At 67.1% G+C, this 26475-nt stretch carries 24 protein-coding genes and 1 pseudogene; 14 read left to right on the forward strand and 11 right to left on the reverse strand.

Annotated features, from left to right (window positions below; all coding sequences use genetic code 11):
- Nucleotides 1-23: 23 nt before the first annotated feature.
- A complete protein-coding gene (locus ACXDF8_RS07800; RefSeq protein WP_457222667.1) occupies nt 24-1541 on the reverse strand; it encodes a CoA-acylating methylmalonate-semialdehyde dehydrogenase in 1518 nt (505 codons plus the stop codon).
- 81 nt (nt 1542-1622) lie between these two features.
- On the opposite strand from ACXDF8_RS07800, the gene ACXDF8_RS07805 reads away from it, so the two are divergent.
- A complete protein-coding gene (locus ACXDF8_RS07805; RefSeq protein WP_457222668.1) occupies nt 1623-3218 on the forward strand; it encodes a PucR family transcriptional regulator in 1596 nt (531 codons plus the stop codon).
- Between the two features lie 15 nt (nt 3219-3233).
- Here the strand turns inward: ACXDF8_RS07805 and ACXDF8_RS07810 are convergent, their stop codons facing one another.
- Nucleotides 3234-4067 (reverse strand): formate/nitrite transporter family protein, encoded by an 834-nt coding sequence (locus ACXDF8_RS07810; protein ID WP_457222669.1) that lies wholly within the window; start codon nt 4065-4067, stop codon nt 3234-3236.
- A 106-nt stretch (nt 4068-4173) separates the two neighbouring features.
- Between ACXDF8_RS07810 and ACXDF8_RS07815 the strand changes: the two genes are divergently transcribed.
- Together ACXDF8_RS07815 and ACXDF8_RS07820 are read left to right on the forward strand one after the other, a co-directional pair.
- Complete coding sequence (locus ACXDF8_RS07815; protein ID WP_457222670.1) at nt 4174-4953, forward strand: hypothetical protein; 780 nt, start codon at nt 4174-4176, stop codon at nt 4951-4953.
- A gap of 433 nt (nt 4954-5386) precedes the next feature.
- Nucleotides 5387-5869 (forward strand): annotated as a pseudogene (locus ACXDF8_RS07820) (NlpC/P60 family protein); the annotation flags it as partial.
- A gap of 112 nt (nt 5870-5981) precedes the next feature.
- Here ACXDF8_RS07820 and ACXDF8_RS07825 read toward each other — a convergent pair.
- Together ACXDF8_RS07825 and ACXDF8_RS07830 are read right to left on the reverse strand one after the other, a co-directional pair.
- Nucleotides 5982-6272 (reverse strand): DUF4193 domain-containing protein, encoded by a 291-nt coding sequence (locus ACXDF8_RS07825; RefSeq protein WP_457222671.1) that lies wholly within the window; start codon nt 6270-6272, stop codon nt 5982-5984.
- A 192-nt stretch (nt 6273-6464) separates the two neighbouring features.
- Nucleotides 6465-7244: an acyl-CoA thioesterase gene (locus tag ACXDF8_RS07830; RefSeq protein ID WP_457222672.1), complete on the reverse strand. Its 780-nt coding sequence runs from the start codon at nt 7242-7244 to the stop codon at nt 6465-6467.
- Nucleotides 7245-7359: 115 nt separating this feature from the next.
- Between ACXDF8_RS07830 and ACXDF8_RS07835 the strand changes: the two genes are divergently transcribed.
- The gene (locus ACXDF8_RS07835) at nt 7360-9207 is read left to right on the forward strand and encodes a fatty acyl-AMP ligase (protein WP_457222673.1); all 1848 of its coding nucleotides are present in this window, start codon (nt 7360-7362) and stop codon (nt 9205-9207) included.
- A 16-nt stretch (nt 9208-9223) separates the two neighbouring features.
- On the opposite strand, the gene ACXDF8_RS07840 is transcribed toward ACXDF8_RS07835, so the two are convergent.
- Entirely contained in the window at nt 9224-9997 is a 774-nt protein-coding gene (locus ACXDF8_RS07840; RefSeq protein WP_457222674.1) for an enoyl-CoA hydratase/isomerase family protein, read from the reverse strand.
- A 716-nt stretch (nt 9998-10713) separates the two neighbouring features.
- On the opposite strand from ACXDF8_RS07840, the gene ACXDF8_RS07845 reads away from it, so the two are divergent.
- A complete protein-coding gene (locus tag ACXDF8_RS07845) occupies nt 10714-12366 on the forward strand; it encodes a carbohydrate-binding domain-containing protein (RefSeq protein WP_457222675.1) in 1653 nt (550 codons plus the stop codon).
- 6 nt (nt 12367-12372) lie between these two features.
- Here the strand turns inward: ACXDF8_RS07845 and ACXDF8_RS07850 are convergent, their stop codons facing one another.
- Nucleotides 12373-13230 (reverse strand): thioesterase family protein, encoded by an 858-nt coding sequence (locus tag ACXDF8_RS07850; protein WP_457222676.1) that lies wholly within the window; start codon nt 13228-13230, stop codon nt 12373-12375.
- A gap of 155 nt (nt 13231-13385) precedes the next feature.
- Nucleotides 13386-13544: an isoprenylcysteine carboxylmethyltransferase family protein gene (locus ACXDF8_RS07855; protein ID WP_457222719.1), complete on the reverse strand. Its 159-nt coding sequence runs from the start codon at nt 13542-13544 to the stop codon at nt 13386-13388.
- Between the two features lie 210 nt (nt 13545-13754).
- Here ACXDF8_RS07855 and ACXDF8_RS07860 point away from each other — a divergent pair, with 210 nt between their 5' ends.
- Nucleotides 13755-14477 (forward strand): esterase, encoded by a 723-nt coding sequence (locus ACXDF8_RS07860; RefSeq protein ID WP_457222677.1) that lies wholly within the window; start codon nt 13755-13757, stop codon nt 14475-14477.
- A gap of 15 nt (nt 14478-14492) precedes the next feature.
- On the opposite strand, the gene ACXDF8_RS07865 is transcribed toward ACXDF8_RS07860, so the two are convergent.
- Nucleotides 14493-16838: a Tex family protein gene (locus tag ACXDF8_RS07865; RefSeq protein ID WP_457222678.1), complete on the reverse strand. Its 2346-nt coding sequence runs from the start codon at nt 16836-16838 to the stop codon at nt 14493-14495.
- A 198-nt stretch (nt 16839-17036) separates the two neighbouring features.
- Nucleotides 17037-17336, reverse strand: coding sequence for a hypothetical protein (locus tag ACXDF8_RS07870; RefSeq protein WP_457222679.1), 300 nt, complete (start codon nt 17334-17336; stop codon nt 17037-17039).
- Between the two features lie 504 nt (nt 17337-17840).
- On the opposite strand from ACXDF8_RS07870, the gene ACXDF8_RS07875 reads away from it, so the two are divergent.
- The 6 genes from ACXDF8_RS07875 (at nt 17841) to ACXDF8_RS07900 (ending at nt 22327) form a co-directional block, all read left to right on the forward strand.
- A complete protein-coding gene (locus ACXDF8_RS07875) occupies nt 17841-18362 on the forward strand; it encodes an ATP-binding protein (protein WP_457222680.1) in 522 nt (173 codons plus the stop codon).
- A 134-nt stretch (nt 18363-18496) separates the two neighbouring features.
- Nucleotides 18497-19117: a hypothetical protein gene (locus ACXDF8_RS07880; RefSeq protein WP_457222720.1), complete on the forward strand. Its 621-nt coding sequence runs from the start codon at nt 18497-18499 to the stop codon at nt 19115-19117.
- 97 nt (nt 19118-19214) lie between these two features.
- Nucleotides 19215-19490, forward strand: a complete 276-nt coding sequence (locus tag ACXDF8_RS07885) for a hypothetical protein (protein WP_457222681.1) — start codon at nt 19215-19217, stop codon at nt 19488-19490.
- 195 nt (nt 19491-19685) lie between these two features.
- On the forward strand, nt 19686-20156 hold the full coding sequence (locus ACXDF8_RS07890; protein WP_457222682.1) for a DUF5078 domain-containing protein: 471 nt from the start codon (nt 19686-19688) through the stop codon (nt 20154-20156).
- Between the two features lie 299 nt (nt 20157-20455).
- On the forward strand, nt 20456-20641 hold the full coding sequence (locus ACXDF8_RS07895; RefSeq protein WP_457222683.1) for a hypothetical protein: 186 nt from the start codon (nt 20456-20458) through the stop codon (nt 20639-20641).
- Between the two features lie 162 nt (nt 20642-20803).
- Entirely contained in the window at nt 20804-22327 is a 1524-nt protein-coding gene (locus ACXDF8_RS07900) for an alpha/beta hydrolase (protein ID WP_457222684.1), read from the forward strand.
- A gap of 9 nt (nt 22328-22336) precedes the next feature.
- On the opposite strand, the gene ACXDF8_RS07905 is transcribed toward ACXDF8_RS07900, so the two are convergent.
- A complete protein-coding gene (locus ACXDF8_RS07905; RefSeq protein WP_457222685.1) occupies nt 22337-22963 on the reverse strand; it encodes an FKBP-type peptidyl-prolyl cis-trans isomerase in 627 nt (208 codons plus the stop codon).
- 452 nt (nt 22964-23415) lie between these two features.
- Here ACXDF8_RS07905 and ACXDF8_RS07910 point away from each other — a divergent pair, with 452 nt between their 5' ends.
- Nucleotides 23416-24531: a S1C family serine protease gene (locus ACXDF8_RS07910; protein ID WP_457222721.1), complete on the forward strand. Its 1116-nt coding sequence runs from the start codon at nt 23416-23418 to the stop codon at nt 24529-24531.
- Nucleotides 24532-24537: 6 nt separating this feature from the next.
- On the opposite strand, the gene ACXDF8_RS07915 is transcribed toward ACXDF8_RS07910, so the two are convergent.
- Entirely contained in the window at nt 24538-25362 is an 825-nt protein-coding gene (locus tag ACXDF8_RS07915; RefSeq protein ID WP_457222686.1) for an NlpC/P60 family protein, read from the reverse strand.
- Nucleotides 25363-25662: 300 nt separating this feature from the next.
- Between ACXDF8_RS07915 and ACXDF8_RS07920 the strand changes: the two genes are divergently transcribed.
- A complete protein-coding gene (locus ACXDF8_RS07920; protein ID WP_457222687.1) occupies nt 25663-26427 on the forward strand; it encodes a cutinase family protein in 765 nt (254 codons plus the stop codon).
- Nucleotides 26428-26475 lie beyond the last annotated feature (48 nt).

Raw genomic sequence — 26475 nt, forward strand, 5'->3', positions numbered from 1 at the left:
GCCTCTTTCCGAGCTCGGTCGTCTCAGTGGTTCTGGGGGAAGCCGAGGTTGATGCCGCCGTGGGACGGATCAAGCCACCGCGTGGTGACCACCTTGCCACGCGTGAAGAAGTGCACGCCTTCGGTACCGTGCGCGTGGGTGTCGCCGAACAGCGAGCTCTTCCAGCCGCCGAAGCTGTAGTAGGCAGTCGGAACCGGAATCGGCACGTTTATACCGACCATGCCGACCTCGACCTCGTTCTGGAACCGCCGGGCCGCGCCGCCGTCATTGGTGAAGATGGCGGTGCCGTTGCCGTAGGGGTTGGCATTGATCAGCGCCAGTGCTTCGTCGTAGGAGTCGACGCGGACCACGGAGAGCACCGGGCCGAAGATCTCGTCGGTGTAGACGCTCATCTCGGGGGTGACGTTGTCGATCAGGGTCGGGCCCAACCAGAAACCCTCGTCCGCGCCGTCGACGGAGACGCCGCGGCCGTCGACGACGATGGTCGCGCCATCCGCCTCGCCGGCGGCGATGTAGGACGCCACCCGGTCGCGATGGGCCTTGGTGACCAGCGGCCCCATGTCGGAGTCCCGCGTACCGTCACCGGTCTTGAGCCCCTTGGCGCGCTCGGCGATCTTGCCGACCAATTCGTCGGCGATCGGGCCGACCGCGACGCACGCGGAGATGGCCATGCACCGTTCGCCGGCCGAGCCGAAGCCGGCGTTGATCATGGCGTCGGCAGCCAGGTCGAGATCCGCGTCCGGCAGCACGATGGCGTGGTTCTTGGCGCCGCCGAGCGCTTGCACGCGCTTGCCGTGCATCGTCCCGGTCGAGTACACGTACTGCGCGATCGGCGTGGAGCCGACGAAGCTGACGGCCTTGACCGTGGGGTTGGTGAGCAGTTCGTCGACGGCGACCTTGTCGCCCTGGAGCACGTTGAAGACGCCGGCGGGCAGGCCCGCCTCGGCCCACAGTTCGGCGAGCCACAGGGCGGCCGACGGATCCTTCTCGCTCGGCTTGAGCACGACGGTGTTGCCCGCGGCGATGGCAATCGGGAAGAACCACATCGGCACCATGGCCGGGAAGTTGAACGGGCTGATGATGCCGACGACGCCCAGCGGCTGGCGGATGGAGGCGACGTCGACGTTGGTCGACGCGTTCTCTGTCATGCCGCCCTTGAGCAAATGCGCGATGCCGCAGGCGAATTCGACGACCTCTTGGCCGCGGCTGACCTCGCCCAGAGCGTCGGAGACAACCTTGCCGTGCTCGCTGGTGATGATCTGGGCCAGCTCACCCTTGCGGGCGTTGAGCAGCTCGCGGAACGCGAAGAGCACCGACGTGCGCTTGGCCAGCGAGGTGTCGCGCCACGCCGGGAAGGCGGCGGCGGCCGCGGCGATGACCGCGCGGGCGTCGGCGACATCAGCCAGGGCGACCTGCCCGGTGACCCGGCCGGTCGCCGGGTTGGTCACCGGGGCACTGCGATCGCTGCTGCCGGCGAGGTGCTTACCGTCGGCCCAGTGGCCGATAGTGCGGACGCGGGTGTTGGGCGCGGTGAGGGTCATGCCGTCGATTCTGCGCGCCTGGACGGCATCCAACGCCCGACGAACTGTAAGGATATATGCAATCGGGATTACACTATGTAAATGCAGCCGACACTTCGCGACATTCTGGACCTGCCGACAGTGCAGGCGGGCTGTCCCGAGGTGGTGTGTCCGGGCCCGATGGACCGACCGGTGCGTTGGGTCCACGTCTCGGATCTCGCCGATCTGTCAGGTCTGCTCACCGGCGGCGAAGTGGTGTTGACCACCGGACAGGCGCTGGCCGACCCCCTCCGCCGCGACGCCTATCTGCCGGGTCTGGCCCACGCCGGTGCGGTCGGCCTGGTGGTCGAACTCGGACTGCACATCGACGCGGTGCCCGATTCGGTGCGCGAGATCGGTGCCGGCCTGTCGCTGCCCGTGATCGCCCTGCATCGGCCTGTTCGCTTCGTCGAGATCACCGAGGAGGTACATCGGCGCATCGTGGCCGACCAGTACGCCGAGGTGGCGTACGCCCAACGGGTGCACGAGGCGTTCACGGCGCTGAGCATGCGCCGCGCCTCGATCGACCAGATCGTCAGTGCTGCCGCGGAGATGCTGGACACACCGATCGTGATGGAGGACCTCAATCGCCAGGTGCTGGCGTTCGACGGCCGCGGGATGGCGGCTGCGGCGCTCTTGGCGGACTGGGACCGCCGCTCGCGCCTCACGCCGGACAGCGCCTGGACGGCGCGCCCGGTGGGCCCGTACCGCGAGGAGTGGGGCAGGCTGATCGCCCCGAACCTGGCCGACAGCAACGGTCGTGCGGTGATGACCGTGGAGCGAGCAGCACAAGCTCTGGCCTTGCACCGCATGGTCGAGCAGAACCGCAGCTCACTCGAATTGCGCGCCCAGAGTGGCCTGGTCGACGATCTGCGTCGGGGCCGCATCGTCGACGAGGCCGAGGCGACCGCCCGCGCCCACGCACTGGGACTGCGCCCTGCGCTGACCTACGTGCCCATGGCCGTGCGGTTGCGCGAGAGTGTCGGTGTCGACCAGGTTGTGGTCGCGCAGCGCCGCGTTCGCACGCTCGACGCGATCATGCACACCGTGCGCGCAGTCGGCCACACCGGGCTGGCGGCAACCCGCGACGACGGCCAGATCGACCTGGTGTTGGCGCCGCAACGCACCAGCGACCAGACCGGAGGACTGGACGCCGCCCTGGCTAAGGTGTGTTCGGCGATCCGCCGGGCGGTCACCCGCCTCGACGGGGTGGGTGACTGCGTGATCGGCCTCGGACCAGAGTCCAGCCGTCTGGTCGCCGCCGTCGGCGGCCTACGGGAGGCGGACCACGTCGCCGAGGTCGCGATGGCATTACCGTTGCACGAGAAGCCCTTTCACCGAGCTGCCGACGTACGCCTGCGCGGCTTGCTGGCGCTGATCCGCGCCGACCCGCGGGTACAGGCCTTCGCCGAGACCGAACTGGCCGGCCTGCTGGCCCACCGCGCCAAGCACGGGGACGACTACTTCGACCTGCTGCGAAGCTTCCTGGACGCCGGCGGGAACAAGGCGGAATTGGCACGAGTCCTGCACATGTCGCGCCCGACCCTGTATTCGCGGTTGGACACCCTGCAGCGAATCGTCGGCATGGATCTCGACGATGCCGAGTCGAGGACCTCTCTGCACGTGGCGATGCTGATCCTCAGCGCGGCGGGGGGGTAGCGACCACCTGCCCGGTCAATCGGAGGTGGAGTCGAGCCCTTCCATCTGGCGGCGCTCGTCCTTCAAGCGTTCCTTGCTGCGCAACAACCGCAGCAGAGTCACCAACACCAGCCCGCCGAGGACGTTGCCGACCAGGGTGTAACCGAACCAGCCCAGCCAGTCGAGGTACCCGAACGGGGCTTGGCGGGTTGCGAGGGCGCCGAAGATCAACAGCGAATCCAGGATGGAATGGAACAGCTGGAGGCCGGCCAACAGGAACGCTCCCGCCACCGCGGCGGCGATCTTTCCCGGCACGGAATCGGTGCCGTGCTGCATGCGGGTCATCAGCGTGATCGCCATCCCGCCCAGCACCGCCAGGGCCATGCTCTGCACCGACAACGGCGCGGTGACGAAGTGCTGCGCCGACTCGATCGTCTGCTCTCGCAACTTCGGGAACGCAGTGATGATCAACCACATGATCACCCAGCCGCCGACGAGGTTGCCCACCAGTGTCCCGCCCCACAACTTCCCCAGCTGCGCGATGCTGGCGCGTTTGGCTACCACGGTCGTGACCGGGACCAGGAAGCCCTCGGTGAACAGCTCACTGCGCCCAAGCAGCAGGGCGAGGAAGCCGATCGAGAAGGCCACGCCGGCAAGCAGCTGGTTGTGGGTCTCGTGCAGCACGGTCAGGTAGGCGAGCACCCCCATGGCCACCTCTGTGCCACCGAAGAACCCGGTGACCAGCACTTCCCGCCAGGTGCGGTGCAGCCGCTGACTGCCTTCGTCGATCATCCGGTTGAAGGCTTCTTCGAGCTCGTCCTCGATGGGGCTGTCGGAGTCGCCGAGTTGGCGCTGGCTTGTTCCACTCACGGCGGTCCTCACAGTCGGTGGTGGCAGACCGTACTGGGTACCCGTCGGGGACGACACCGAAGCGGCCCCCCGAATGGCGGACGGCCTGGCCATACACTGAGCCACCGTGGGCATTCTGATGGGATTCGCGCCGTGGATCGTCTATTGGGTACTGGTCGGCAACGTCCCGTTCGAGACGGCGGTTCTGGTGGCCCTCGGTATCGCAGTCCTGGGCCTTGCGGTCGGCCGGGTCCGCAAGGCCTCCGGCGTAGTATTCGAGATCGGTGCTGTCGCAACGTTTTCGGCTTTGACCATCCTGACATTCCTGGTTAATCAGTCGTTTATGGAGCGGTGGCTGCAGCCGTTGAGCAATGTGGGGATCTTCCTGGTGGCCCTCGGCGGGGCGCTGATCGGTAAGCCGTTCGTGCGCGAGTTCGCCGCGGCCGGCCGCCCCGACGAAGTAGTCGCCAGCGCGGCCTTCAAGCGGATCACCTCGGTGCTCACCTGGATTTGGATCGCCGCCTTCGCCGGGATGACGGTTTCGTCGGCGATACCGCCCATCGTGCTGGGCAAAGCCACCATCCTGGACACCGAGACGCCGTTGTCGTTCGTCTTCTACTGGGTAATCCCGTTCGCGCTGATGGGCCTGGCCGCACTCGCCTCGAGAGTGCTTCCGGACTCGATGACCCCGTCCGACGACGTGGTTCGGGAGACATCGTTCGTGGCGTACAGCGAGGCGGCGATCGACGAGCTGTACTACCTCGCCCAGGAGCACGCCAATCGCGAGGTCGGCGCCGGCAAAGAAGCCTACGACGTGAAGGTCGGCGGCATGGGGATTCCCCTGACCGGCGACGGCTCCCGCAAGTCGTGGCCGTCGACGTACCGGGTCCGCGACCGCAAGCGCTGACCTGACCCGCAGGGTGCCTGGCCGAGCCGGTCTGCTCTTTCGCTTCGGGCCGGCGGGTCAGCTCGCTCGGGCGTGCCCCAACCGTTGCCCGCCGATGGTCCAGTTGTCGGGCCTGCGCGCCGATTTCGGTGCGTTTCGGGGCCCAGTGCGGCGACTCGTGCGCACCGGGCGTCCGCGCGGAAACGGCAACTGAACGGGCAAGGCTGCGCACCACTTCGGACACCGTTGCATCACGGTTCGGACAAAAGCCCAGTTCGTCTCTCCCGCGCGGTCACCGACCGCAATCTGTTTGCTGTAAAAGTGACAGAAGTGACCCTTGTGAACGAGGTCGGGCTTTGCTCGCACAGCGTTCGCGGCGTGGGGTAGATGGTCGTGGGCCGCGGTGACAGGAAGCCGTCGCGGCGCGGGAGAGGTGGAGATGACGATGAACGCAATGAAGAGGCTGTGCGCCTTTGCGATTGGTCTGGCGATGCTGCTGGCGATTCCGGGACTGGTGTCCGCCGCCGCGAACGCCGCACCGGTCAGCCGCGACCAGTACGTGCAGATCGTGATCGATCGCGGACTGGCTCAGCGCGGCGTGCCGTATTCCTGGGCGGGCGGGGACATCACCGGCCCGACTCTGGGCAAGGGCACCGGAGCGACGACCGTCGGGTTCGATTCCTCGGGTCTGATCCAGTACGTGTACGCCGGCGTGGGCGCCAAACTTCCACGCTCGTCGGGAGATATCTACAAGGTGGGTCAGCACGTGACGGCCGACCAGGCGTTGCCCGGCGACCTGATCTTCTACGGGCCCGATGGCACGCAGAGCGTCTCGATGTTCCTGGGCAACGGTCAGATGCTGGAGGTCACCGACACGATGGTCGCGGTCTCGCCGGTGCGCACCACCGACATGGCTCCCTACCTGGTTCGGGTCATCGCGTAACCGTCAGGCGCGAAAGCGGCGCCTGTGGGCGCCACCGGGCAGAGCGCCACGAGGGTGCGGGACCGACGTCGGTCCCGCACCCTCGTGGCGTAGAAGGGTGCCCCGCTTAGGCGCAGTCGGTGCAGACCATGGTGGCGGCGTCCGCCAACCGGCTGCGGTGATGCACCAGAAAGCAGCTGCTGCAGGTGAACTCGTCGGCCTGCTTCGGGATGACCCGTACCGTGAGTTCTTCATCGGAGAGGTCGGCGCCGGGCAGTTCGAAGGAATCCGCGACGTCGGCCTCGTCGACGTCGATCACGGCGGTAGCCGCGTCTTTACGTCGACCGGCCAGGTCTTCGAGAGATTCCTCCTCAGGCTCGGCCTGGGTGCGCCGGGGGGCGTCGTAATCAACCGTCATGGTCCGTGCCTTTCAGATCGGTCCGCGTGCGACTGTGGCGTCAACGCGGGCGAATGCGACATTGTTCCCGAACATGGCACGGCTTAAACACCGGTTTTCGGTCGATGCCCGCGGCCCCTCGCTCGGGCCGCGAAATTCTGCACGGCGGAGAACATAGCGCAGCACGGCCTCAAGGTGGCGGATCGGCGCGGATCAGGGTCGCCACAGCGACTCTTGGGCGACGCTCGCCACTAGTGTGCCGTCCTCGCGTTGTATCGAACCGCGCGCCAAACCCCGCGCGTCACTGTGGCTCACCGCAACGGCGTCGTAGTAGTGCCACCGGTGCGGGTCGGTTGGCCGGTGCAGCCAGAGCGCGTGGTCGAGGCTGGCAGCGCCGCCCGGACCGGGCATCGCGGGGCCCGGTGGACGTGCCGAGGAGACCAGCCCGATATCGGAGATGAACGTCAGCGCGCAGGCTCGCAGCACCGCGTCGTCCTCGACGGGTTCCCTGGTTCGGAACCAGAACGGTTGGTTGGGCCACTCGACGCGGCTACCGGCCGCCAGTCGGATGTCGAAATGGTCGGCCCAGCGCTCCGGTAGTCCGGACTCGACCGTCGCCTCGGCCAGCGGCACGGCGGGCGGCTCGCTGCGCTGCCAATCTGTGGTCACCTCGGGATGGTGGAACGAGGCCATCATCTCGAAGATCGCCGCCCCGTCCTGGACTCCGGTGACTCGGCGGGTGTTGAACGAACGGCCGTCGCGGGTCAACTCCACGCTGAATTCGACGTCGACGTCGGTGCGTCCGCCCTTGATGAAGTAGGCGTGCAGGGACTGGGGAACACGAGCGGGCTCGACGGTCGCCGCCGCGGCGGCCAGTGCCTGCGCGGCGATCAACCCGCCGAACAGTCGGGCGCCCGCCCCGAAGGCCGCCGAGGTCCGGAAGCATTGACCGTCGCCGTCGAGTCGGACCAACTCCGCGATCCAGCTCGGCAATTCAGTCTCCAGTCGTTGTGGTCGACATCGCTGTGTTCGAAATCGCACTCACGATAACGGGTACGCGCCGTACGGCCGCACCTGGAGCGAGCGTCTCGGTGCCTAGACTGCGGTCATGGATCGCGGCAATACCGACGCCCCCGCGGGGCTGCTGCGGATCGAGGACTGCCTGGATGCCGACGGCGGTGTAGCGCTGCCGCCTGGTGTGACGCTCATCTCGCTGATCGAACGCAACGTCGCCAATATCGGTGACTCCGTTGCCTATCGGTATCTCGACTACAGCCACGCGGCCGACGGGCAGGTGAGCGAGCTGACCTGGGCGCAGCTCGGCCGCCGGCTAGTGGCCATCGGTGCACGCATCCAGCAGGCGGCCGGGCACGGCGACCGCGTGGCGATTCTGGCGCCGCAGGGTCTGGACTACATCGCTGGGTTCTTCGCCGCGATCAAGGCAGGCACCATCGCGGTGCCGTTGTTCGCGCCCGAATTACCCGGGCACGCCGAGCGTCTCGACACCGCACTGGCGGACTCGCAACCCACGCTGGTGCTGACCACCGCCGCGGCGACCGAGTGCGTCGACGGATTCCTCGCCAAACTCCCCGGCGCCCGCCGGCCACCGGTGCTAGTCATCGATGACATCGCAGACAGTGTGGGCGAGGGGTTCGTGCCCACACCGATCGACGTCGACGACGTGTCGCATCTGCAGTACACCTCGGGCGCGACCCGCCCGCCGGCCGGCGTCGAGATCACCCACCGGGCCGTGGGAACCAACTTGATCCAGATGATCCTTTCGATCGACCTGCTGGATCGAAACACCCACGGCGTCAGCTGGTTACCGCTCTACCATGACATGGGTCTGTCGATGATCGGCTTCCCCACGGTGTACGGCGGGCATTCGACGCTGATGTCGCCGACGGCGTTCGTCCGCCGGCCCCAGCGCTGGATCCAGGCGTTGTCGGCAGGCTCCCGTACCGGTCATGTCGTCACCGCCGCACCGAATTTCGCCTACGAATGGACCGCCCAGCGCGGTCGGCCGGGCCCAGACGAGGACATCGACCTGTCCAACGTCGTGCTGATCATCGGTTCCGAACCGGTCAGCATCGACGCCGTTCGGGCATTCGACGCCGCGTTCGCCCCGCACGGCTTGCCACCGACCGCCTTCAAGCCGTCCTACGGTATCGCCGAGGCCACCCTTTTCGTCTCGACCATCGCGCCCGCCGCTACCGCCGATGTGGTCTATCTCGACCGCGGACAGCTCGCCGAGGGCCGGGTTCGGCAGGTCGGATCCGATCATGCCGACGCGGTAGCCCAGGTCTCCTGCGGTCAGGTCGCTCGGAGCCAGTGGGCGGTGATGGTGGACCCGGTGACCGGCCGGGAGCTGCCCGACGGCCAGGTCGGCGAGATCTGGCTGCACGGGCGGAACATCGGGCGCGGCTATTGGGGCCGGCCCACGGAGAGTCGGCGGGCATTCGGCGCCTGCCTGACCCGGCGGGCCGGCGTCAGTCACGCCGACGGTGTGCCCGCCGACGCGGTGTGGCTACGCACCGGTGACCTCGGCTTCTACCTCGACGGTGAGCTGTACGTGACCGGCCGCCTCGCTGACCTCGTCACGGTCGGCGACCAGACCTTCTATCCGCAGGACATCGAGTCGACAGTCGCCGATGCGTCGCCGGTGGTCCGTCGCGGCTATGTGACCGCCTTCTCGGTGGGTCAAGCCGATTGCGGCACCAGCCAAGACGCCCCGAGCCGACTGGTGGTCATCGCCGAGCGCGCGGCCGGCACGAGTCGGAGTGACCCGCAAGCCGCGGTGGCGGCGATCCGGGACGCCGTATGCCGCCGCCACGGTGTCGAGCCGGCCGACGTGCGGCTGCTTCCCGCGGGAGCCATCCCGCGGACCACCAGCGGCAAGCTTGCCCGGCGAGCTAGCCGGGCCGAATACCTCGCCGGACTGCTCGGCGCGCACTGAGGCCCCAGGCCGAGGGTCAGCGGCCGCGCCACCGCGGCGGGCGCTTCTCCCGCCAGGCCCGCAACCCCTCGGCGACGTCCTCGGTGGCCCCGACCACTTTGCGCATCACCTCGCCGAAACGCACCGATTCGATCCAGCCCATGTCCGCGGTCCGCCACGCCACCTCCTTGGTGGCGCGCTGCGCCAGCGGCGCGGCCTCGGTGAGGGTTCGGGCCCAGGCGCGGGCTTCGGCGAGCAGGTCGGCGGGTTCGACCAGCTTCCAGACCAGACCGATCTCCTTGGCGCGTTCGGCGCTGATCGGCTTGCCGGTCAACAACAGCTCCATCGCGTTGGCCCACCCCACCCGATGGGGCAGCCGGATCGCCCCGACGATGGTGGGCACCCCGAGGGCCACCTCGGGAAACGCGAAGCTCGCCGCGGTGGAAGCGATGACGAAGTCGCAGAACAGCACTCCGGTGAGGCCGTACCCGACGCAGGGCCCCTGGACTGCGGCAATGGTCGGTTTGAACAGCTCCATGCCCGACTCGAAGGAGTTGATGGTCGGCTTCTCCCAGAATGTGCCGCCGAATGTGCCAACCGACCCTTCGCCGTCCCTCAGATCGCCGCCGGCGCAGAACACATCGCCGGTTGCGGTAAGGATCGCCACCCAGGCGTCTTCCTCGTCACGGAAGCGGTCCCAGGCTGCGTTGAGATCTCGGCGCAGCGCGCCGTTGATGGCGTTGCGCGCCTCGGGCCGGTTGAGGGTGATGGTCGCGACGTGATCGTCGAGCTCATAGGCGACGAGGCTCATTGAGAGCACTGTAGTGCGCCGCGCCCGCTGCCGGACGGCGTCCTACACGGCCGTCCGCCAATCCTTTGGTGACCAACTCATTGTTTGCTGCATATGCGCGATCTTGAACTAGTTCGCCTAGGAGCCGCTTTAAGCGGAAGCTTTAATGTCGCCAATAACAGATTGGCAAATATCAACCCATCACTAATATAAATTGCTCTTATCTCTTCTGGTCAACAACAGGACGAAGTCCGCGGTTATTGGTAATTTTCGCCTGCGGAACCAAGCGGGTTGGTGGGGGAATCTGTTCAGTCAAAACCCCTCTGACATGGGTCGAGAGTCGGGGGATGACGATGCCGGTAGAACGGAGCCAGCCCGGTTCACCGCGGGCGCACAATGTCCCCACAACGCATAATTCACCGAGTTCTTATGCGTTATGCATCGGCCGGATCGGTGGTTTGGCACTCGCGCTGGGAATCGGAACGGCAATAGCCGGACTCGGAACCGCGCACGCCGACACTGGCGACTCCGGCCAATCGGCGGCGACCAACTCCTCGTCGCAGAGCACCGCCACTGGACGGACTGCTCGGGCCACCCGGCATGCGACCGGTTCGTCGGCAGCGGACACCTCCGCGGGCTCGTCCGCGCGGGCCGCGACAGGTGCGGTGTCGGCAACCAGAATTCGGTCGCTCGCGACAGTGGCGCGCTCATCGGTAAGCCGTTCCACGACTGGTTCAGTGTCGACGTCCGTCGTCACCGGATCGGCGGTCGCCGACGCCACCGCAGTCGCCACCCTGAGTTCCGAGGCGGTGAGCGCCGCGGGCGCCACGGCCAGCTCGACGGCCAGCAGCGTGGTCACGCCGGCCGCAGCGGTCACCACCATCGTTTCCAAGGCCGTGTCCACCCTGGAGAGCCTCGTGCAGGGCATCAAGCCGCCCGCGGCGCCGCCCGGCGCCGAGGCCCTGATGACGCTGCTGGCATGGACCCGACGGGAATTCGAGTCCCTATTGGGGATCGCCCCGTCGGGAGCGTCGGCCGCCACCTCGGGAACCACCACGACCACAGCGACCACGACCGGGTCCACCACAGTCGTGGTGGAGGGCGAGACCATGACGGTCACGCCGGCCAAGGCGGGCAGCATCTTCAACGACACCGGGGCCTCTGGACGGAAAGCACTTCTGCTGTCGACGAACTCGACGGCATCGAAGACCGTGACCTTGCCGGCGACGACGAGCGTCGTGATTCGAGCGCGCGGTGACCAGTACAAGGGTGCGCCGCAGATGACGGTGTCCATCGACGGCACGGTCGTCTCCACCGTATCGGTGTCGTCCACCAAGTGGACCGACTACACGATTCCGGTCACATTGGCCGCCGGCACGCACACCATCACTGTCGCGTTCACCAACGATCTTCGGCAGTCCGCCAGCAAGGACCGCAACCTCCGCATCGACCAGATCACCTTCGTCGCTGCCTCCACCACGACAACACCGCCCACTCAGACTTCTTCCTACTTCCAAGCCGCCAGCTGGTTGTGGACCCCGATCGTCGACAACCCGGTCTTGGCCGCCAACAGCGCAAAGTGGGTGAGTTATCTGTCCGCGGCCAACACCACGCATGTCGCCGATCTGTACGACAGCGGAGTCACACTGGTCACGGCAACCAGCAGCACACCTCGCTACGACGTGACGTTCACCGAGTCATGGGGCAGCGACCCGTTCGGGTCGTACACCGTTCCGATACCCACCGGGTTGAACCTGCCGTCCGGCGCCGACGGCGCGATCGCGATCCTCGATCCCACCACAGGCAAGGCGTTCGGCCTGTGGCAGGCCAAGTACGACTCCACCACCGGCACCTGGTCGGCCTCCTGGGGTGGCATGACCGACCTGAGCGGCAACGGCATCGACACATCCGGCTCGGCCACTGGCACGAACATCGCGCGCTACGCGGGAGTCGTCACCGCCGCGGAGCTGAGCGCCGCCGTCGCCGCAAACACGGGAATCAACCACGCACTGTTCATCTCCAGCAACCTCGCCGGTGCTCTCCTTGCCTCCCCGGCCACCAAGTCGGACGGCACCAATTTGGCCGGCGTCGAAACGCCCATCCCCGAGGGCACCCGCATCCAGTTGGACCCCTCGATCGATGTCGACGCGATACCCGGCATCACCGATGCCGAGAAGGTGATCGCCAAGACCCTCCAGACGTACGGGGCCTACGTCGGCGACCAGGGTGGCTCTGCGGTAGCGGTCGTGTTCGAGGTCGCGGCTGACGCGACGTCGACGAACCCCGGCGCGGTGTACACCAGCGCCGGGTTGTCGTGGGACTACTACGACATGTCCGCCATCCCGTGGTCATCGCTGCGGGTGCTGGCGAATTGGGACGGATCGGCCTAGCCGGTCCTACGGGCTGGTGCTGGCCCCGCCGCGGGCCGCCGGATCCGCGATCGCCGTCGCCATCGCGGTGCCGAACGCCCCCGCGTCGTCGAAGAGGGTGACGGTGCCCACCGAGAGCCCGTCGGCGCACGCGCGGGACTCAGCTTGAACGCCAACGAACTCGCCGTGGGGTTGTCTGGCCAGGGCGACGGTCAGATCGCCACTGAGATAACCGAATCCGTGGGTTCCGAGATTCGTTACCAAGCAAGTGACCGTTTCGGCGACGATGACGGCGCGTACGAACGGTGTGGCGGCACGCCCGGCCACCGCGTGCGGGCCGCGAAAGTAGGCGCGTTTCCGCTCGGCGTTGTGGTGCTCGCTGCCCAGGGGGCTCCACGGCACCCTATCGCCGCCGAGATAGAGCACTCCCTCGTCGGCGGCCTCCGGCGGCACGAACCGCTGCTCCGGCTGCCAGCGCGACCCAACCGGCTCGTGGGAGCTTCGATATTGCAACAGGGTTGCCCGCGCAACGATCCAGTCGTCCTGCAGGATGTCGCACTCCGCGATGCGCATGCGCTGACCGTGCCGAACCAGCCGGGTCTGGGTGTAGGTGGGCGTCATCCGGGCCGACTTGATGCGGTCGATGGTCAACCGCACCGGGGCGAAGCCGAGGGCACCGTACTTGCGTTCCAGCGTCGAGGCTGCCAACGCGGCCACGGCCGGCGCGCTGAGCATCTCGTCGATCGGGCAGCCGGCCGCGGCGGCCGTCGGCCGGAAACCTCCGTTGCCCTGTTCAACGAAGAACGCCGGACCGCTACCCAGCCCCGATCGCGTTGCCGCGGCCTCCGATCGGTCATCTGACACGGCCACAGTGGTGCTACTCATCGGCGCTCCTCGAACAGTTGGGGAGTCGCCGCTTGCTTGACGACTCGCCTCTTACTCTGCCGCGATATGCCAAGACGCGGTGTCCGCCGATCAGAGGTATCACCGGATGAATCGTGGTCCGCCGATCGGGGGACAGCTGTCCGACCAACGCACCGTCAGATGTACCCCGGCGCGGCATTCTCGGCGCGAATGCGAATGGTCAGCACCAGCGCACTGGCGATGCCGATCGCGATGGCGGTCACCCACGCCGAGTGCATCAACGGCAGCGCCGCAACCTCGGCGGGCACGGCTGTATAGTTCGGATGGCGCCACAGCCGATCGGGTCATCGGTCAACCAGGGGAACGTCCATGATGAGGATTAACCGCGGGTAAATCCCGTTGGGCCAGCAGCAGTTTCGGCGTTGGCCATCCAGTGATCCACACCAAGCCCTGCCGAACCTGCTGGTTGATCTCACGGAGAAGGTGCATCGGAAGCAACCGATCCCTTAAAGTTCTTAGCAAACAAACGATGGGGAGGATTTCACTTGACCAAGCACGCTGTCCGGACCGCTCTGATGGCCGGAGTCGTTGGCGCAGTTACCTGGACGCTGGCCGGTACTGCCGTTGCCGTGGCCGCACCGTTGAACGATCCGAGCGGGTTGTGCACCACGCACGATGCCAAGGGCAACTGCTGGCTTGCCGCCAGCGGCCCGTCATCCAACATCGACATCGTCATCCCGGCCAAGGTTCCGCAGGAACAGGCTGTCGTCGACTACGTCACCGGAGTCCTCAACGACTACAACGCCATGGTGCAGCACGGGACGCTGGACAATCCCGTACCTGCCCAGGAATTGGACGTGACTACCACCAGCTACACCTCGGGAAGCGCGGCGACCGGGACACAGACCGTCGTGCTGAAGGTGTATCAAAACATGGGTGGTCCGCACCCCAATACGAGCTACAAGGCCTTCGCCCTCAGCGATGCGACCAAGGCTCCGATCACGTTCAACACCCTGTTCCGGCCGGGCTCGCAGCCGCTGACCAACATCCTGCCCATCGTGGAGCAGCAGATGAGCGCCACAGCGGGCCAGCCCATCACCATCGCGCAGGATATCGGTCTCGATCCGGCCAACTACCAGAACTTCGCGATCACCGACGACGCCGTCATCTTCTTCTTCGACCAGGACCAGATCCATCCGGCCTTCGAAGCCACCCAAGTGTCCGTGCCGCGCAGTGTCATCGCCGGATCGTTGAGCCCCGGTATCTGACGCGCCGGTGAAGGCTCAGCGCCCAAACCCAGCGTCGCGCAACGCCTGAGCCAGGGATCCGGCCGGCGGGCCCGGCTCGCGTTTCCCGGACTTGTTGCCGCCGGCCGGCTTTCGTCGGCCGGCGGCAGCACCGGAGTTACCGGGACGCTCGGCGCCCTTGGGATTCGCTCGTTTCGGCGCGTCGTTCAGGCGCAGGGTCAACCCGATCCGCTGGCGGTCCACATCGACCTCAAGGACCTTGACCCGGACCACCTGTCCGGACTTGACCACCTGGTGTGGATCGGAGACGAATCGATCCGACATCGCCGAGACGTGGACCAGGCCGTCCTGGTGCACGCCGACGTCGACGAAGGCGCCGAAGGCGGCGACGTTGGTGACCACACCCTCGAGCACCATCCCCACCTTCAGGTCGGCTACCTTCTCTACACCGGCGGCGAACGTGGCGGTGGTGAACGCGGGACGCGGGTCGCGCCCGGGCTTCTCGAGTTCGGCCAGGATGTCGCTCACCGTGGGGACACCGAATCGGTCATCGGCGAACTCGGCGGGCCGCAGCGATCGCAGCGATCGTTCGTTGCCGATCAGTTCGGCCAGGGTGACGCCGGACCGATCGAGGATTCGCCGGACCACCGGATAGGCCTCCGGGTGGACGCCGGACGCGTCGAGCGCATCGTCGCCGCCGCGGATCCGCAGGAAGCCGGCGCACTGTTCGAAAGCCTTGGGGCCCAAGCGCGGAACCTCCAGAAGTGCGCCCCGATTCCGGAACGGGCCAGTCTTCTCCCGGTAGGCGACGATCGCTTCGGCCAGCGACTCCGAGACACCCGATACCCGCGCCAACAGGGGGACCGACGCGGTGTTCAGGTCGACCCCGACGGCGTTGACGGCGTCCTCGACCACGGCATCGAGGCTGCGGGCGAGCGTTCCTGGTGTCACGTCGTGCTGGTACTGCCCGACACCGATCGACTTCGGTTCGATCTTGACCAGCTCGGCCAGCGGGTCCTGCAGGCGTCGCGCGATCGATACCGCACCACGCAGAGTGACGTCCAGGTCCGGCAGCTCCCGCGCGGCGTAGGCCGAAGCCGAGTACACCGACGCACCCGCCTCACTCACCATTGCTTTGATGGGAGCGGTGGCTCCCGACGCGCGAATGTCGGCGATGAGCTCGGTGGCCAGCGCATCGGTCTCCCGTGACGCGGTCCCGTTGCCGATCGCGATCAGTTCCACACCATGGCGTGCCACCAGCGCCGCGAGTGTCACCTTGGCCGAATCCCATTGCCGGGCCGGGGCGTGCGGATGGATCGCACATGTTTCGAGCACCTTGCCGGTGCCGTCGACGACGGCGACCTTCACCCCGGTACGAAAGCCGGGATCCAGTCCCAGGGTGGTGCGGTTACCGGCCGGCGCCGCCAGCAGAAGATCCTTCAGATTCTTGGCGAACACCGCCACCGCGTCTTCCTCGGCGCGCTGGCGCAGTCGCAAGCGCGCGTCGACCGCGGCCGAGATCATCAATCGGGTCCGCCACGCCAGCCGCACGGTACTCGCCAGCCATGCCGTGGCAGCCGCCCCGGCGGCCAGGTCGATCCGCAGCGCACGCGCCACCATCGCCTCGTAACCGGCATCCTCACCGCCGTCGAAGCGCAGCGCCAGGGCCTGTTCCTTCTCGCCGCGCATCACCGCCAGCACCCGGTGCGACGGCATCGTCTCCAGGGATTCGGCGAAGTCGAAGTAATCGCGGAACTTCTGGGCGGCGGGCGTCTTGGCGGCCTCGTCGGAATAGGGCGTAGTGCGCAGCGTCCCCGCGGCCCAGAACTTGGTGCGGATCGCCCCGACCAGCTCGGCGTCCTCGGCGGCCCGCTCGATGACGATGTGGCGCGCGCCGTCCAGTGCCGCCGCCACGTCGGCGACGTCGTCGGTGAGGAATTCCGCGGCGGCGGCTTCGGGAACCAGTGCCGGATCAGTGAGGAGTCGATCGGCCAGCGGCTCCAGGCCGGCCTCGCGGGCGATCTGGGCGCGTGTGCGTCGCTTGGGTTTGAACGGCAGGTAGATGTCCTCGACGCGCGATTTGGTGTCGGCGCTCAGCAACGCCGAGCGCAGTTCGTCAGTGAGTTTGCCCTGTTCCTCGATGCTTGCCAGCACTGCGGCACGCCGCTCGTCGAGCTCACGCAGGTAGCCCAGTCGCTCCTCGAGATCACGCAGCTGGCCGTCGTCGAGGCTGCCGGTGACCTCTTTGCGGTAGCGGGCGATGAACGGCACCGTCGCACCTTCGTCGAGCAGCCGCACAGCGGCAGCCACCTGGGCTTCGGCGATGTCCAGTTCTTCAGCGAGACGCGTATTTACGGGCTTGAGGGTTGGGCTCGAAGTCACGCCGAGACCCTACCGAATCCGCTCTCGGTGACACCGTGCCGACTCGGCGTGGCTACCCGGTGACAAACGTCTCGCCGTTCCAGGAGCCGCCGAGCAGGCCGGCCAACCCAGACAACGCCGCCCCGGCCAGCGAACTGTTCGGCCACTGGCGGTGCAGCCTCGGACCGTGCGTGATCCCGGCCGCGAAGGCTCGACCTGTCAAACGCCGGAAAGGCGTTCCATCGCCTCGGGCCACGCCGGCGGCGGCGCATCGCTGGGCGCAGCCCAGAATGCGAAGTCCGCGTTGGCCATTCGGGACCGGAAGTAACCCCCGCGGCAACCCGCCGAGTGCAACATCTGCCGACGAATCCGCAACGCGGCGAAGAAGAATCGGGGCACGTCGCGGTGCGAGGTCAGGCCGAAGCAGGACGCCATCACGACGACTTCGTGACGGCCGCCGACATTTTCACCTTGGGGAAGATTGGCTGTCGTCGGCGTGGCCCAGGGAAGGGTGGCCATGGCACTCCTCATATTTCGGCGATCGCCCCATATTGACATTCCAGTTATGACATGTCAACTATGACCTGTAGTTGCCTGGGCTCCCACCGCCGGATGTCCAACCGTCTGTCGGTGACCGTACCGTCAACAGAATCGGCGAAATATGCTGCTGCATAGTGCGTTTCGGCTACCGCCTCGACAAAATCGCAGCCCCGGTGGGGGACGCCGGCGCCGCCGTCCCTGGCGAACGGCGCTGGTCCTCGGAGTCGTAACGCAAGCCGTTGACATGAGCCACGAACCCGAGTCCGTTGGCCAGCGGGGAAATACGACAGGCGTGCGGCCGCAAACCCCGGACAGCTCGACGGCGAAGTCGGTCAAGGCGGTGAACGTGAGGCGGGTACGCGTGCGCGATCCGAAGGCCACCGCCGGTGGCCAGCATAGTGGGGGAGTCGGCCGACATCGGACGAAAGTATCCGCCCGGCGCAACCATCGCCATCATCACCGAGCCACGCTTGGATGGTGGTCATGGCTCACCCCGCGATTCTGGTGACCGGAATGTCCGGCGTCGGCAAGTCCAGCGCGCTGATCGAGCTCGCCCAATGCGGCTTCGCCTGCGTTGACACCGATGCCGACGACTGGATACGGATCGTCGACGACGAGCCGCTGTGGGACGAGCAGCGGATCGACCGACTCCTGCGTGCGCCCCGGCGGGCAGCCCTGTTCGTCCAGGGCACCGTGGCCAACCAGGGAACGTTCTACGACCGCTTCGAGGCCATCGTGCTGTTGAGTGCGCCGGCGGCCGTGCTCTTCGAACGTCTGGCAACTCGCCAGAACAACCCGTTCGGCAAGACACCGTCGCATCGGCGCCGCATCGCCCGCGACATCGCTGATGTCGAACCACTCCTTCGTGCGGCGGCCACTCACGAGATCGACACCCGGCAGCCGCTGAATCAGGTGGTGAACACCCTGCAAGCAATCGCGCGGGACATCACCGCCGGACAATCCCGGGCCGCCTCGATACCCGGGTCTGAAACACCGAGACCGTAGCGGCCGATAAGACCTCCAGTACCGGCCTCGGCACGCCATGATCCCGACCGTCCATATGTGCGACGATGCCTGTATACCGCGCCCCGGCCGACCCCGGTCGCGGCATGGGCGCCAAAGAGAGGACCGCCGGATACATGACCGATGGGCATCGCACCAACGCGTTCACCAGCGCAGTCAGACTCACGATCGCCGGCTTGACCGTTGGAGCCGCACTCGTTGGCGCGGCACCGGCCATCGCCGACCCGGTCCCGCCCGTCCCAACGCCGGCCCCTGGTGATCCCGCCCCGCCACCGGCGGCCGATCCGGCAGCGGCGGTACCCGGTCAGCCCGATCCCGCCGCGCCGCCTCCACCGCCGGGCGGCCCACCGTCGGTCCCGGAGATCGCCAATCCGGTGTACGGCTCCGGCCAGAACGGCGGCGGTGTGTTCGGCACACTCAAGGACCTCTGGCACCAGGCCCGTGACCCCTACTACGGGCCGGAGGAAGATCCGGCAAGCGGCTCGGTGGCCCCGCCGCCCGGGTCGGGCGCGCCCCCGCCGTTGCCTCCCGGCTACAAATCGTTCAATGCACCGGGTTCGGAGACGGCGCCCTCGTCGACCCCCGGCGCTCCGGCAGCTGGCGGGCCAGCGCTCCCGCCAGGCTATTACCCGATCAGTGGGCCCCCGCCGCCAGGCTATGAGTTCAACAACTCGGGACAGGGCTCCGCACCGGCGCCCGCTCCCGCGACGCCCACGACCGTCGTTCCCAGCCCGTAAGCCCGCCGGCCCGGCGCAGCGGGGTGGAATTCGCGGCCGCGCTGCTGGTTATATATGCTAAGTATCACGAAGCATCTTCAACGTGGGAGTCCCGCTCATGTCTTGGTTCAAGTCACTGTTCCCCACCGCTGCCATCGCCGGCGCTCTCGCTGCCGGCTCCTTGGGCCTCGGCACGGCTCCTGCCAGCGCTGATCCGCCTCCACCGCCGCCTGCTGTGGGGGAGGTTGCGCCTGCATGGGCACCGGCGAAGCCGGCTGAGGTGTGGGACGGTCAGCCGGTGGTGTGGACCTCGGGCTGGGGTGGCCGCTGGGGTGTGTGGATCAACGGTGCGTTCATCACGCTGTCGTCGAACCCGGTCACCAACGGCGGTTGACCGATGGCCGCCGAGGTGATGACGTCCCCGTCACGCATCGCCTTGGTGTATCGGCGATCCAACCTGGCCATGTGATGGTTACGGCGTACCTGACCGCTATATAGTTAGTGATAGTTAGTGCGCATAAGAGTCAGTGTCCGGCCGTGATTAGCGGTAGCGGACCTGGCGGGTCAACCGACTGATGGGGCAGAAACGATGGCTGGACTGATGAGTCGCTCGACGCTGGTGAGCCTTGCGTTGAGTGCAGTGGCGGCGGCCGGGATCATCTCTGCCGGACCGGCGGCAGCCGACGCCACCGACGACTTCCCCATCCCGCACCGGATCATCATCACCAACTGCGACGTCGAGCAGTACATGGCGGCAGCGCGCGACACCAGCCCGGTGTACTTCGAGCGCTACATGATCGACCGCAGCAACCGTCCCGCCGACGTCCAGCAGTTGGCCTTCGACCGGATCCACTGGTTCTTCTCACTGGACCCGGCTGCCCGCCGGCAATACTCCGAGAACACCGCCACCAACGTCTACTACGAGTTCGTTGCGACCCGCTGGGGTAACTGGGCCAAGCTGTTCTTCAACAACAAGGGCGTCGTCGCCAAGGCCACGGACGTGTGCATGAACTACCCCCCGGGCGACATGTCGGTCTGGGACTGGCCCGTCGCCCGGTAACCGTGCTATCGCGGTAATGGCCCACGTGCCGGTTCACTGCCCGGCCCGCACCAGTTGCGGACCCTGACGTTCGCTGCGGCCGTGATCCTGGCCGGCGCGGCGGCGAGCACCGCACCACCGGCCACCGCCAACTCCGAGGGGCAGGCGCCCTGAGGAGTGCTCAGTCAAGTATGCGAAAGCCTCGACGACGACGCCACCGCCGGGATCGACGGTATGCGAACCGTCATCAGTTCAACGGCAACAACGTCGTTCCGGGGCTGACGCCGTTGCTCGTCAATTTGGACCGTGCCAGCAATGACATGCGGGACGCAGTCGAAGCACTCTTCCAGTGGTCCGGTGGCAGTTTCGGTTACGGCGATTACGGGCCGACGATGCCGCTGGCGCGGCCGCAGCCGCCGACGTGGACCGCAATCGACTACGCGGATCGGAAGAAGGACGACATCTACGCGTTGCTCAACAGCCTGCAGAACAGCTGCGCGCCCTAGCCGCGGCGAGGCGCAAGTTCGGGACTTCCAAAGGCCTTCACCCAGCCCGAAACGCACTGTGTGACGGTGGATTCAGGTATCCACGCCGGAGATTCGTTCGCGTTCTGAGCGAATCGTCGCGTACCGCAAGCGCTATACAGCGGTCATTGATACGGTGACGCGATGCGGGGGTGGCGTTCATCGCGAGTCGTGACGGCAACGGCTGCAGTGATTCTCGTCGCCGAACACATCGTCACCACACCCTTGGCGGCTGCCGACACCCGGCCCGGTTCCGACACCCTGGTATGGCATCCCTGTGATGACTGGGTCGCCACCGCGAAGATCCCGACCGCGCAGTGCACGATGGTGTCGGTTCCGGTTCAGTGGGACCAAGCCGGGGATCCCCAAGCCGCACAAGCGAACTTGGCCGTGATGCGTGTGCCGGCCACCGGTGCCAGGATGGGCATCGTCATTTCCAATCCCGGCGGACCCGGTGAATCGGCGGTCGACGTGATGGCGAGGTTCGCCCCGAAACTGGCCCGGACGGAAATTGGCAGACACTTCGATCTGGTGGCGATCGATCCTCGGGGAGTCGGCCATTCGACCCCAGAATTGCGTTGCCGCACCGACGCGGAGATGGATGCCGATCGCCGCGAGTCCGAGGTCGACTTCAGCCCGGCCGGAGTGCAACGCATCGAAGACGACCGCCGGCGATACGCCCAGCAGTGTTTGGACCGGATGGGGGAGTCGTTCCTCGCCGCCATGTCCACTGAGAACAGTGCCCGCGACATGGACGCGGTACGCGCGGCACTCGGCGAGGAGACGATCAACTTCTTCGGCTACTCCTACGGCACCCGCCTCGGCACCGCCTACGCCGAGCAGTTCCCGGATCGGGTGCGGGCCATGATGCTCGATGGGGTCGTCGACCAGAACTCGGATCCACTCGAGGACGAGAAGGTCGAGGCCGCAGGCTTCCAGCAGGCGTTCGACGCCTATGCCGCCGATTGCGCACAATCCGCCGACTGCCCATTGGGCACCGACCCGGCGGCGTCCGTCACCCGCTTCCACCAACTGGTCGACCCGCTGGTCGCCAGGCCCGCGGCCACCGCGGATCCACGTGGGTTGAGCTACGCAGACGCGATCACCGGCGCCAACGAAGCGTTCTACAGTTCCGAGGACTGGGATTCTCTGACCGCCGGCCTCGATGCCCTCGCCCACGGCCGGAATGCCGATGACCTGCTGGAGCTCGCCGATGACTACGAGGGCCGCGACGCCGACGGGCACTACACCAATCTGCAGGACGTCTTAAACGCCGTGCACTGTGTGGACACCGTCTATCCCACTGATCCAGCAACATGGATCGAGAACGACCGACAGGTCCGCGAACTCTCGCCATACGACAGTTACGGACAGTTCACCGGTGACGCACCCCGGCCCCTGTGCGCGTTCTGGCCCGCCAGAGCGGAAACGCCGGCGCACCCGGTGACGTCGCCGGGGCAGGGCAAGGTCGTCGTGGTGTCGACGACAGGGGATCCGGCGACCCCGTACCAGGTAGGCGTCGGCGTGGCCGCTCAGCTCGGCGCACCGCTGATCACCTATCAGGGCGCCCAACACACAGTCGCGTTCAGCGGCGTGGCGTGCGTGGATACACCGCTGGTGGCTTTCATCGTCGACGGTGTCGCGCCGCCGGCGGAGCTACGCTGTTGAGCCGCCCGATCAGCTGGACGCGCTGAGGATCTTGATCGCGAAGACCAGCGTGTCGCCAGGCAGAATTCCGGCGGCGGGCTGCCCCTGTGGATAGCCGTCGGCTGGGACCATGGCGACCGCGACCGTGGAGCCGACCTTCTGTCCGGCGATGGCCTTCTGGAAGCCCGGCACGACCCCGTCGAGGGAGAACTCGGCCGGCTCGCCACGCTGATAGGCGCTGTCGAACACCGAGCCGTCACGGCCGTTGACACCCATGTAGCAGACGGAGACGGTGGCGGTGGGAGCGACGACGGGTCCGTCCCCGGCCTGCAGGGTGTGCACCTGGGTCTCTTTGACGCTGAACGGAGCGGTCACCTTGACCGCAGGGGCTGCGGTGTCGGTGGATCCCGTGACGGCGACGTTGCCCGTGGCGCCGGAGAGCGTCCACTGCGGGGTGGCCCCGTTCGCGGGTGGGGTGGTCGGGCAGGCGCTGTCGGGCCCGGCCGCTTCGGTCACCGAGGAGGCCACCACTTCCGCGGTGGACGGCGTGCTGGCCGCCGGCTTTTCGGTGGACGAGCTGCACGCTCCCAGCGCCAGCGCGAAGGTCGCAGCGCACGCACCGACGGCGGCGACAGAAGACACACGAGAAAGAGTCACGGTCGTCACGCTACAGCCGGGTCGGCCGAATCCGGTGCCAGCCCACCGCGCGTTGCGACGCCGCGAAAGTCTTGGCCGGCACCGAACTCCTTCTCAGCAAAGCTTCAGTCGCGCCGGGCACTCTGCAGACAGGCGCCATGAGGCGCGCATGTTCGTGTTACGAGAAAGAGATATCCAGCGCGATGAACTACCGGTCAGGAAATCCTCCGCAGGGCGGCCATCACCAGTGGCAGCCGAATCATCCTGTGGATTATCCAAACTCGCCTCAGTGGTCCCAGTCCGGGTATCAGTCTCGTTACAGTGACGCAGACACGACTCAATTGCGGCTGCCTCCCTATGGCCTGGATCCGCAGGCCAACCGACGGTTCACCGGCCCGCAGGTGCAGCAAAAACCGCGACGACGGAAGAACACCCGAGTCGGCGTTCTGGTCTGTGGCACGGCCGCCATCGCCATGGTGGCCGGGGCTGCCGGGGCGGTCGCGGTGGTCGATCATCCTGGGCGACCGACGCCCAATTCGCTGGTCGCGGCCGGTCTGCCGGCTCTTAAGACGGCGCCCGCGCCAGGCCAGTCCGTCGCCGCCATGCCGGGCGGCTCTGTCGAGCAGGTGTCAGCCAAGGTCCTTCCGAGCGTGGTGAAGCTGCAGATCAGCAGCGGCCAGCAGCGCGAGGAGGGCTCCGGGATCGTGTTGAGCTCCGATGGACTGATCCTGACCAACAATCACGTCGTGGCTGCAGCCGCGCACACGGGCGCCGACGGCGGCCCGATGGCAGCCGGTGGGACCGCCGGCTTCGGCGGTGCCGCGGAGGCGACGGTGACGTTCTCCGACGGCCGCACGGTGCCGTTCACGGTGGTCGGGACAGACCCAGCCGACGACATTGCAGTGGTCCGCGCCCAGAACGTGTCGGGGCTGACCCCGATCACCATCGGTTCGTCCAAGGATCTGAAGGTGGGCCAGAACGTCGTCGCGGTCGGCTCACCGCTGGGGCTGCAGGGCACCGTGACGACCGGCATCATCAGCGCACTAGATCGCCCTGTCGCCACCGGCGACGACCAAACCGGCCAACACTCGGTGATGAGTGCCATCCAGACCGATGCCGCCATCAACCCCGGCAACTCGGGGGGTGCGTTGGTCGACATGAACGGTGACCTGATCGGTGTGAATTCGGCGATCGCGTCCCTCGGCGGTGGCCAGGATTCCCCGGGCGCCCAGGCCGGGTCAATCGGCCTTGGCTTTGCCATCCCGGTCGATCAAGCGAAACGCATTGCCGATGAACTGATTTCGACGGGAACCGTGCAGCATGCCTCGCTCGGCGTTGCACTCAGCTCCAATGACCGCGCCCAGGGCGCCGTGGTCGCAGGGGTCGCCGACGGAAGCCCCGCGGCCGCTGCGGGCGTGCCCAAAGGTGCGGTGATCACCAAGGTCGACGATCACGTCATCGACGGGCCGGAATCCCTTGTCGCGGCGATCCATTCCAAGGCGCCAGGCGACAACGTCAGCCTGACCTACGAGGACCCGTCGGGCGGCTCGCACACCGTGCAGGTGACACTCGGGCAGCTGCAGTCCTGAGACCCGTCAGCCGATAGGCTGCCAAGCGCCCAGAACGGCTTCCCGGTACCAGCCGATCCGGTTGCGGATCTGCACCCCGGGAACGTTCTGGGCGTTGCCGCGGCTGTCGATGATGTGCTGATCGTCGATGTAGATCACCACGTGCGACGCATCGTTCGCGTTTCGGTTGGGGTGCAGGAAGATCAGATCGCCGGGTTGGAACGGGCCCAGCGCCGGGATTCGGGCGCCCATCGGTCCTGCCGTGCCGGCGTACTGCTTGTGCACGTCGCCACCGAACTTGATGCCCAGCGCGTAGTTGTACACCCACGCCGTGAAATTGGAACAGTCCAGGCCGCGGCCGGAATCCCACGCACTCGGCCCGGGAGCGGCATCGGTATCCGGATTCTCCTCGGCTCCACCGGAATACGTTGAGGTAGGCGGGTCCCATCCTGGAATGTGATGGTGGCGGTATTGCAGGCCCAGCGGGTTGTCCGGGGCGTCGATGTAACGCATGGCCACCGCCAGGACGCGCTCGCGTTGCCATGTAGTGACGTCGCAGCCGGAGTCCTGGGGGATGACCGGAGGCGGTAGCACCGACGCGGCCGGCCCCCAGCCACCGTTGGAATACCGCCCGCCGGCGGTGGTGGTGTACCACTGGTCGACCGGGACGGGGGATTGCGGCAGCTGGTCGCGGACGGCAAAGTCCGAGGTCAGCGACTCCCAGCTGCACGAAAACGGATAGACCCCTGCACCTGGGTCGGCATGACTGAGCCCCGGGGCACCGGCGATAAGGGCCGCCGAGGCCAACCACGCGATCAGCAGCGCCAGGATGGAATGGCCCCGATGTCTCACCCGCACCTCGTTACTCGGTTCACCCGAACTCATCCGACTTCACTCGAATCCGCGATCCTAAGCGGGTCCGCTGCCGCGCCGCCGGCAATCGCCAGGGTTCACCGGACTCATCTCGCCGGTGACCGAGGCGTCTAGCAAACACTTCGACCACCGCCAACCATCCCGGCAAGGCCTTTTCGCCCGGGTGAGAGAGATCACTTGACACCGGCGGAATCGCAGCTGCGGCCAGGGACTTATAGCAGGCAGTTGCCACTTCCGCACCGAAGCGATGGCAGGCAAACAGAAAGACGGGGACATCTCATGAACGCATCACTACGGGCCCGCACAGCCAAGGCCGCCCAGGCGGCGATCTTCACCGCGCTGGCCACGCTTGCTGTCGTCGCGGGGCCCGTCGCCACCGCCAACGCGGCCGACGACTCCTGCGCCGCGGTCGAGGTCGTCTTCGCCCGCGGGACTTTCGAAGGACCGGGTGTCGGCGCCACCGGCCAGGCTTTCGTCGACGCACTGTCCGCGCGGTTGCCCGGACAGACGGTGCAGGCGTACGGCGTGAACTATCCCGCCTCGCTGAACTTCGGGCAGGCCGTCGACGGTGTCGCCGACGCCGCCAACAAGATCGAGGCGATCAGCGCCCAGTGCCCGTCCACCAAGATCGTCCTGGGTGGTTACTCACAAGGCGCGGCAGTCGCCGCTTACACGACGTCGAGCACCGTCCCTGCCGGATACACGCTGCCGTCGAGCATCTCGGGCCCCATGCCCGCGTCGGTCGCCTCCCATGTCGCCGCGGTCGCTTTGTTCGGCACCCCAGACGACTGGTTCCTCGGACTGGCCGATCGCAGCGCGCCGCCGATCAGCATCGGTGATCTCTACGCCGGCAAGACCATCCAGATGTGTGCCCCAGGCGACCCGGTGTGCTTCCCCGGCGGTTTGGACCGGTCGGCGCACAGCGCCTACAAGAGCAACGGTATGGCGGACCAGGCGGCCGACTTCGTGGTGGCCAAGCTAGGCGGTTCGCCCGCGGCGGCGCCCGTGGTCGAGGCGGCCGCACAGGCCGGCCCCGCCAACTGAGTTCCCCGACGGCGACGGCACCTGAACTGCTGCGCGGAGCCTGCGAGC

The organism is Mycolicibacterium sp. CBM1 (assembly GCF_054073305.1).

What these genes read in the sequence shown, in the direction of transcription:
- ACXDF8_RS07800 (WP_457222667.1), bottom strand. Translation starts at nt 1,541, where the DNA reads ATGACCCTCACCGCGCCCAACACCCGCGTCCGCACTATCGGCCACTGG.
- ACXDF8_RS07805 (WP_457222668.1), top strand. Translation starts at nt 1,623, where the DNA reads ATGCAGCCGACACTTCGCGACATTCTGGACCTGCCGACAGTGCAGGCG.
- ACXDF8_RS07825 (WP_457222671.1), bottom strand. Translation starts at nt 6,272, where the DNA reads ATGACGGTTGATTACGACGCCCCCCGGCGCACCCAGGCCGAGCCTGAG.
- ACXDF8_RS07835 (WP_457222673.1), top strand. Translation starts at nt 7,360, where the DNA reads ATGGATCGCGGCAATACCGACGCCCCCGCGGGGCTGCTGCGGATCGAG.
- ACXDF8_RS07840 (WP_457222674.1), bottom strand. Translation starts at nt 9,997, where the DNA reads ATGAGCCTCGTCGCCTATGAGCTCGACGATCACGTCGCGACCATCACC.
- ACXDF8_RS07850 (WP_457222676.1), bottom strand. Translation starts at nt 13,230, where the DNA reads ATGAGTAGCACCACTGTGGCCGTGTCAGATGACCGATCGGAGGCCGCG.
- ACXDF8_RS07870 (WP_457222679.1), bottom strand. Translation starts at nt 17,336, where the DNA reads ATGGCCACCCTTCCCTGGGCCACGCCGACGACAGCCAATCTTCCCCAA.
- ACXDF8_RS07875 (WP_457222680.1), top strand. Translation starts at nt 17,841, where the DNA reads ATGGCTCACCCCGCGATTCTGGTGACCGGAATGTCCGGCGTCGGCAAG.
- ACXDF8_RS07880 (WP_457222720.1), top strand. Translation starts at nt 18,497, where the DNA reads ATGACCGATGGGCATCGCACCAACGCGTTCACCAGCGCAGTCAGACTC.
- ACXDF8_RS07885 (WP_457222681.1), top strand. Translation starts at nt 19,215, where the DNA reads ATGTCTTGGTTCAAGTCACTGTTCCCCACCGCTGCCATCGCCGGCGCT.
- ACXDF8_RS07890 (WP_457222682.1), top strand. Translation starts at nt 19,686, where the DNA reads ATGGCTGGACTGATGAGTCGCTCGACGCTGGTGAGCCTTGCGTTGAGT.
- ACXDF8_RS07895 (WP_457222683.1), top strand. Translation starts at nt 20,456, where the DNA reads ATGCGGGACGCAGTCGAAGCACTCTTCCAGTGGTCCGGTGGCAGTTTC.
- ACXDF8_RS07900 (WP_457222684.1), top strand. Translation starts at nt 20,804, where the DNA reads ATGCGGGGGTGGCGTTCATCGCGAGTCGTGACGGCAACGGCTGCAGTG.
- ACXDF8_RS07910 (WP_457222721.1), top strand. Translation starts at nt 23,416, where the DNA reads ATGGTGGCCGGGGCTGCCGGGGCGGTCGCGGTGGTCGATCATCCTGGG.
- ACXDF8_RS07920 (WP_457222687.1), top strand. Translation starts at nt 25,663, where the DNA reads ATGAACGCATCACTACGGGCCCGCACAGCCAAGGCCGCCCAGGCGGCG.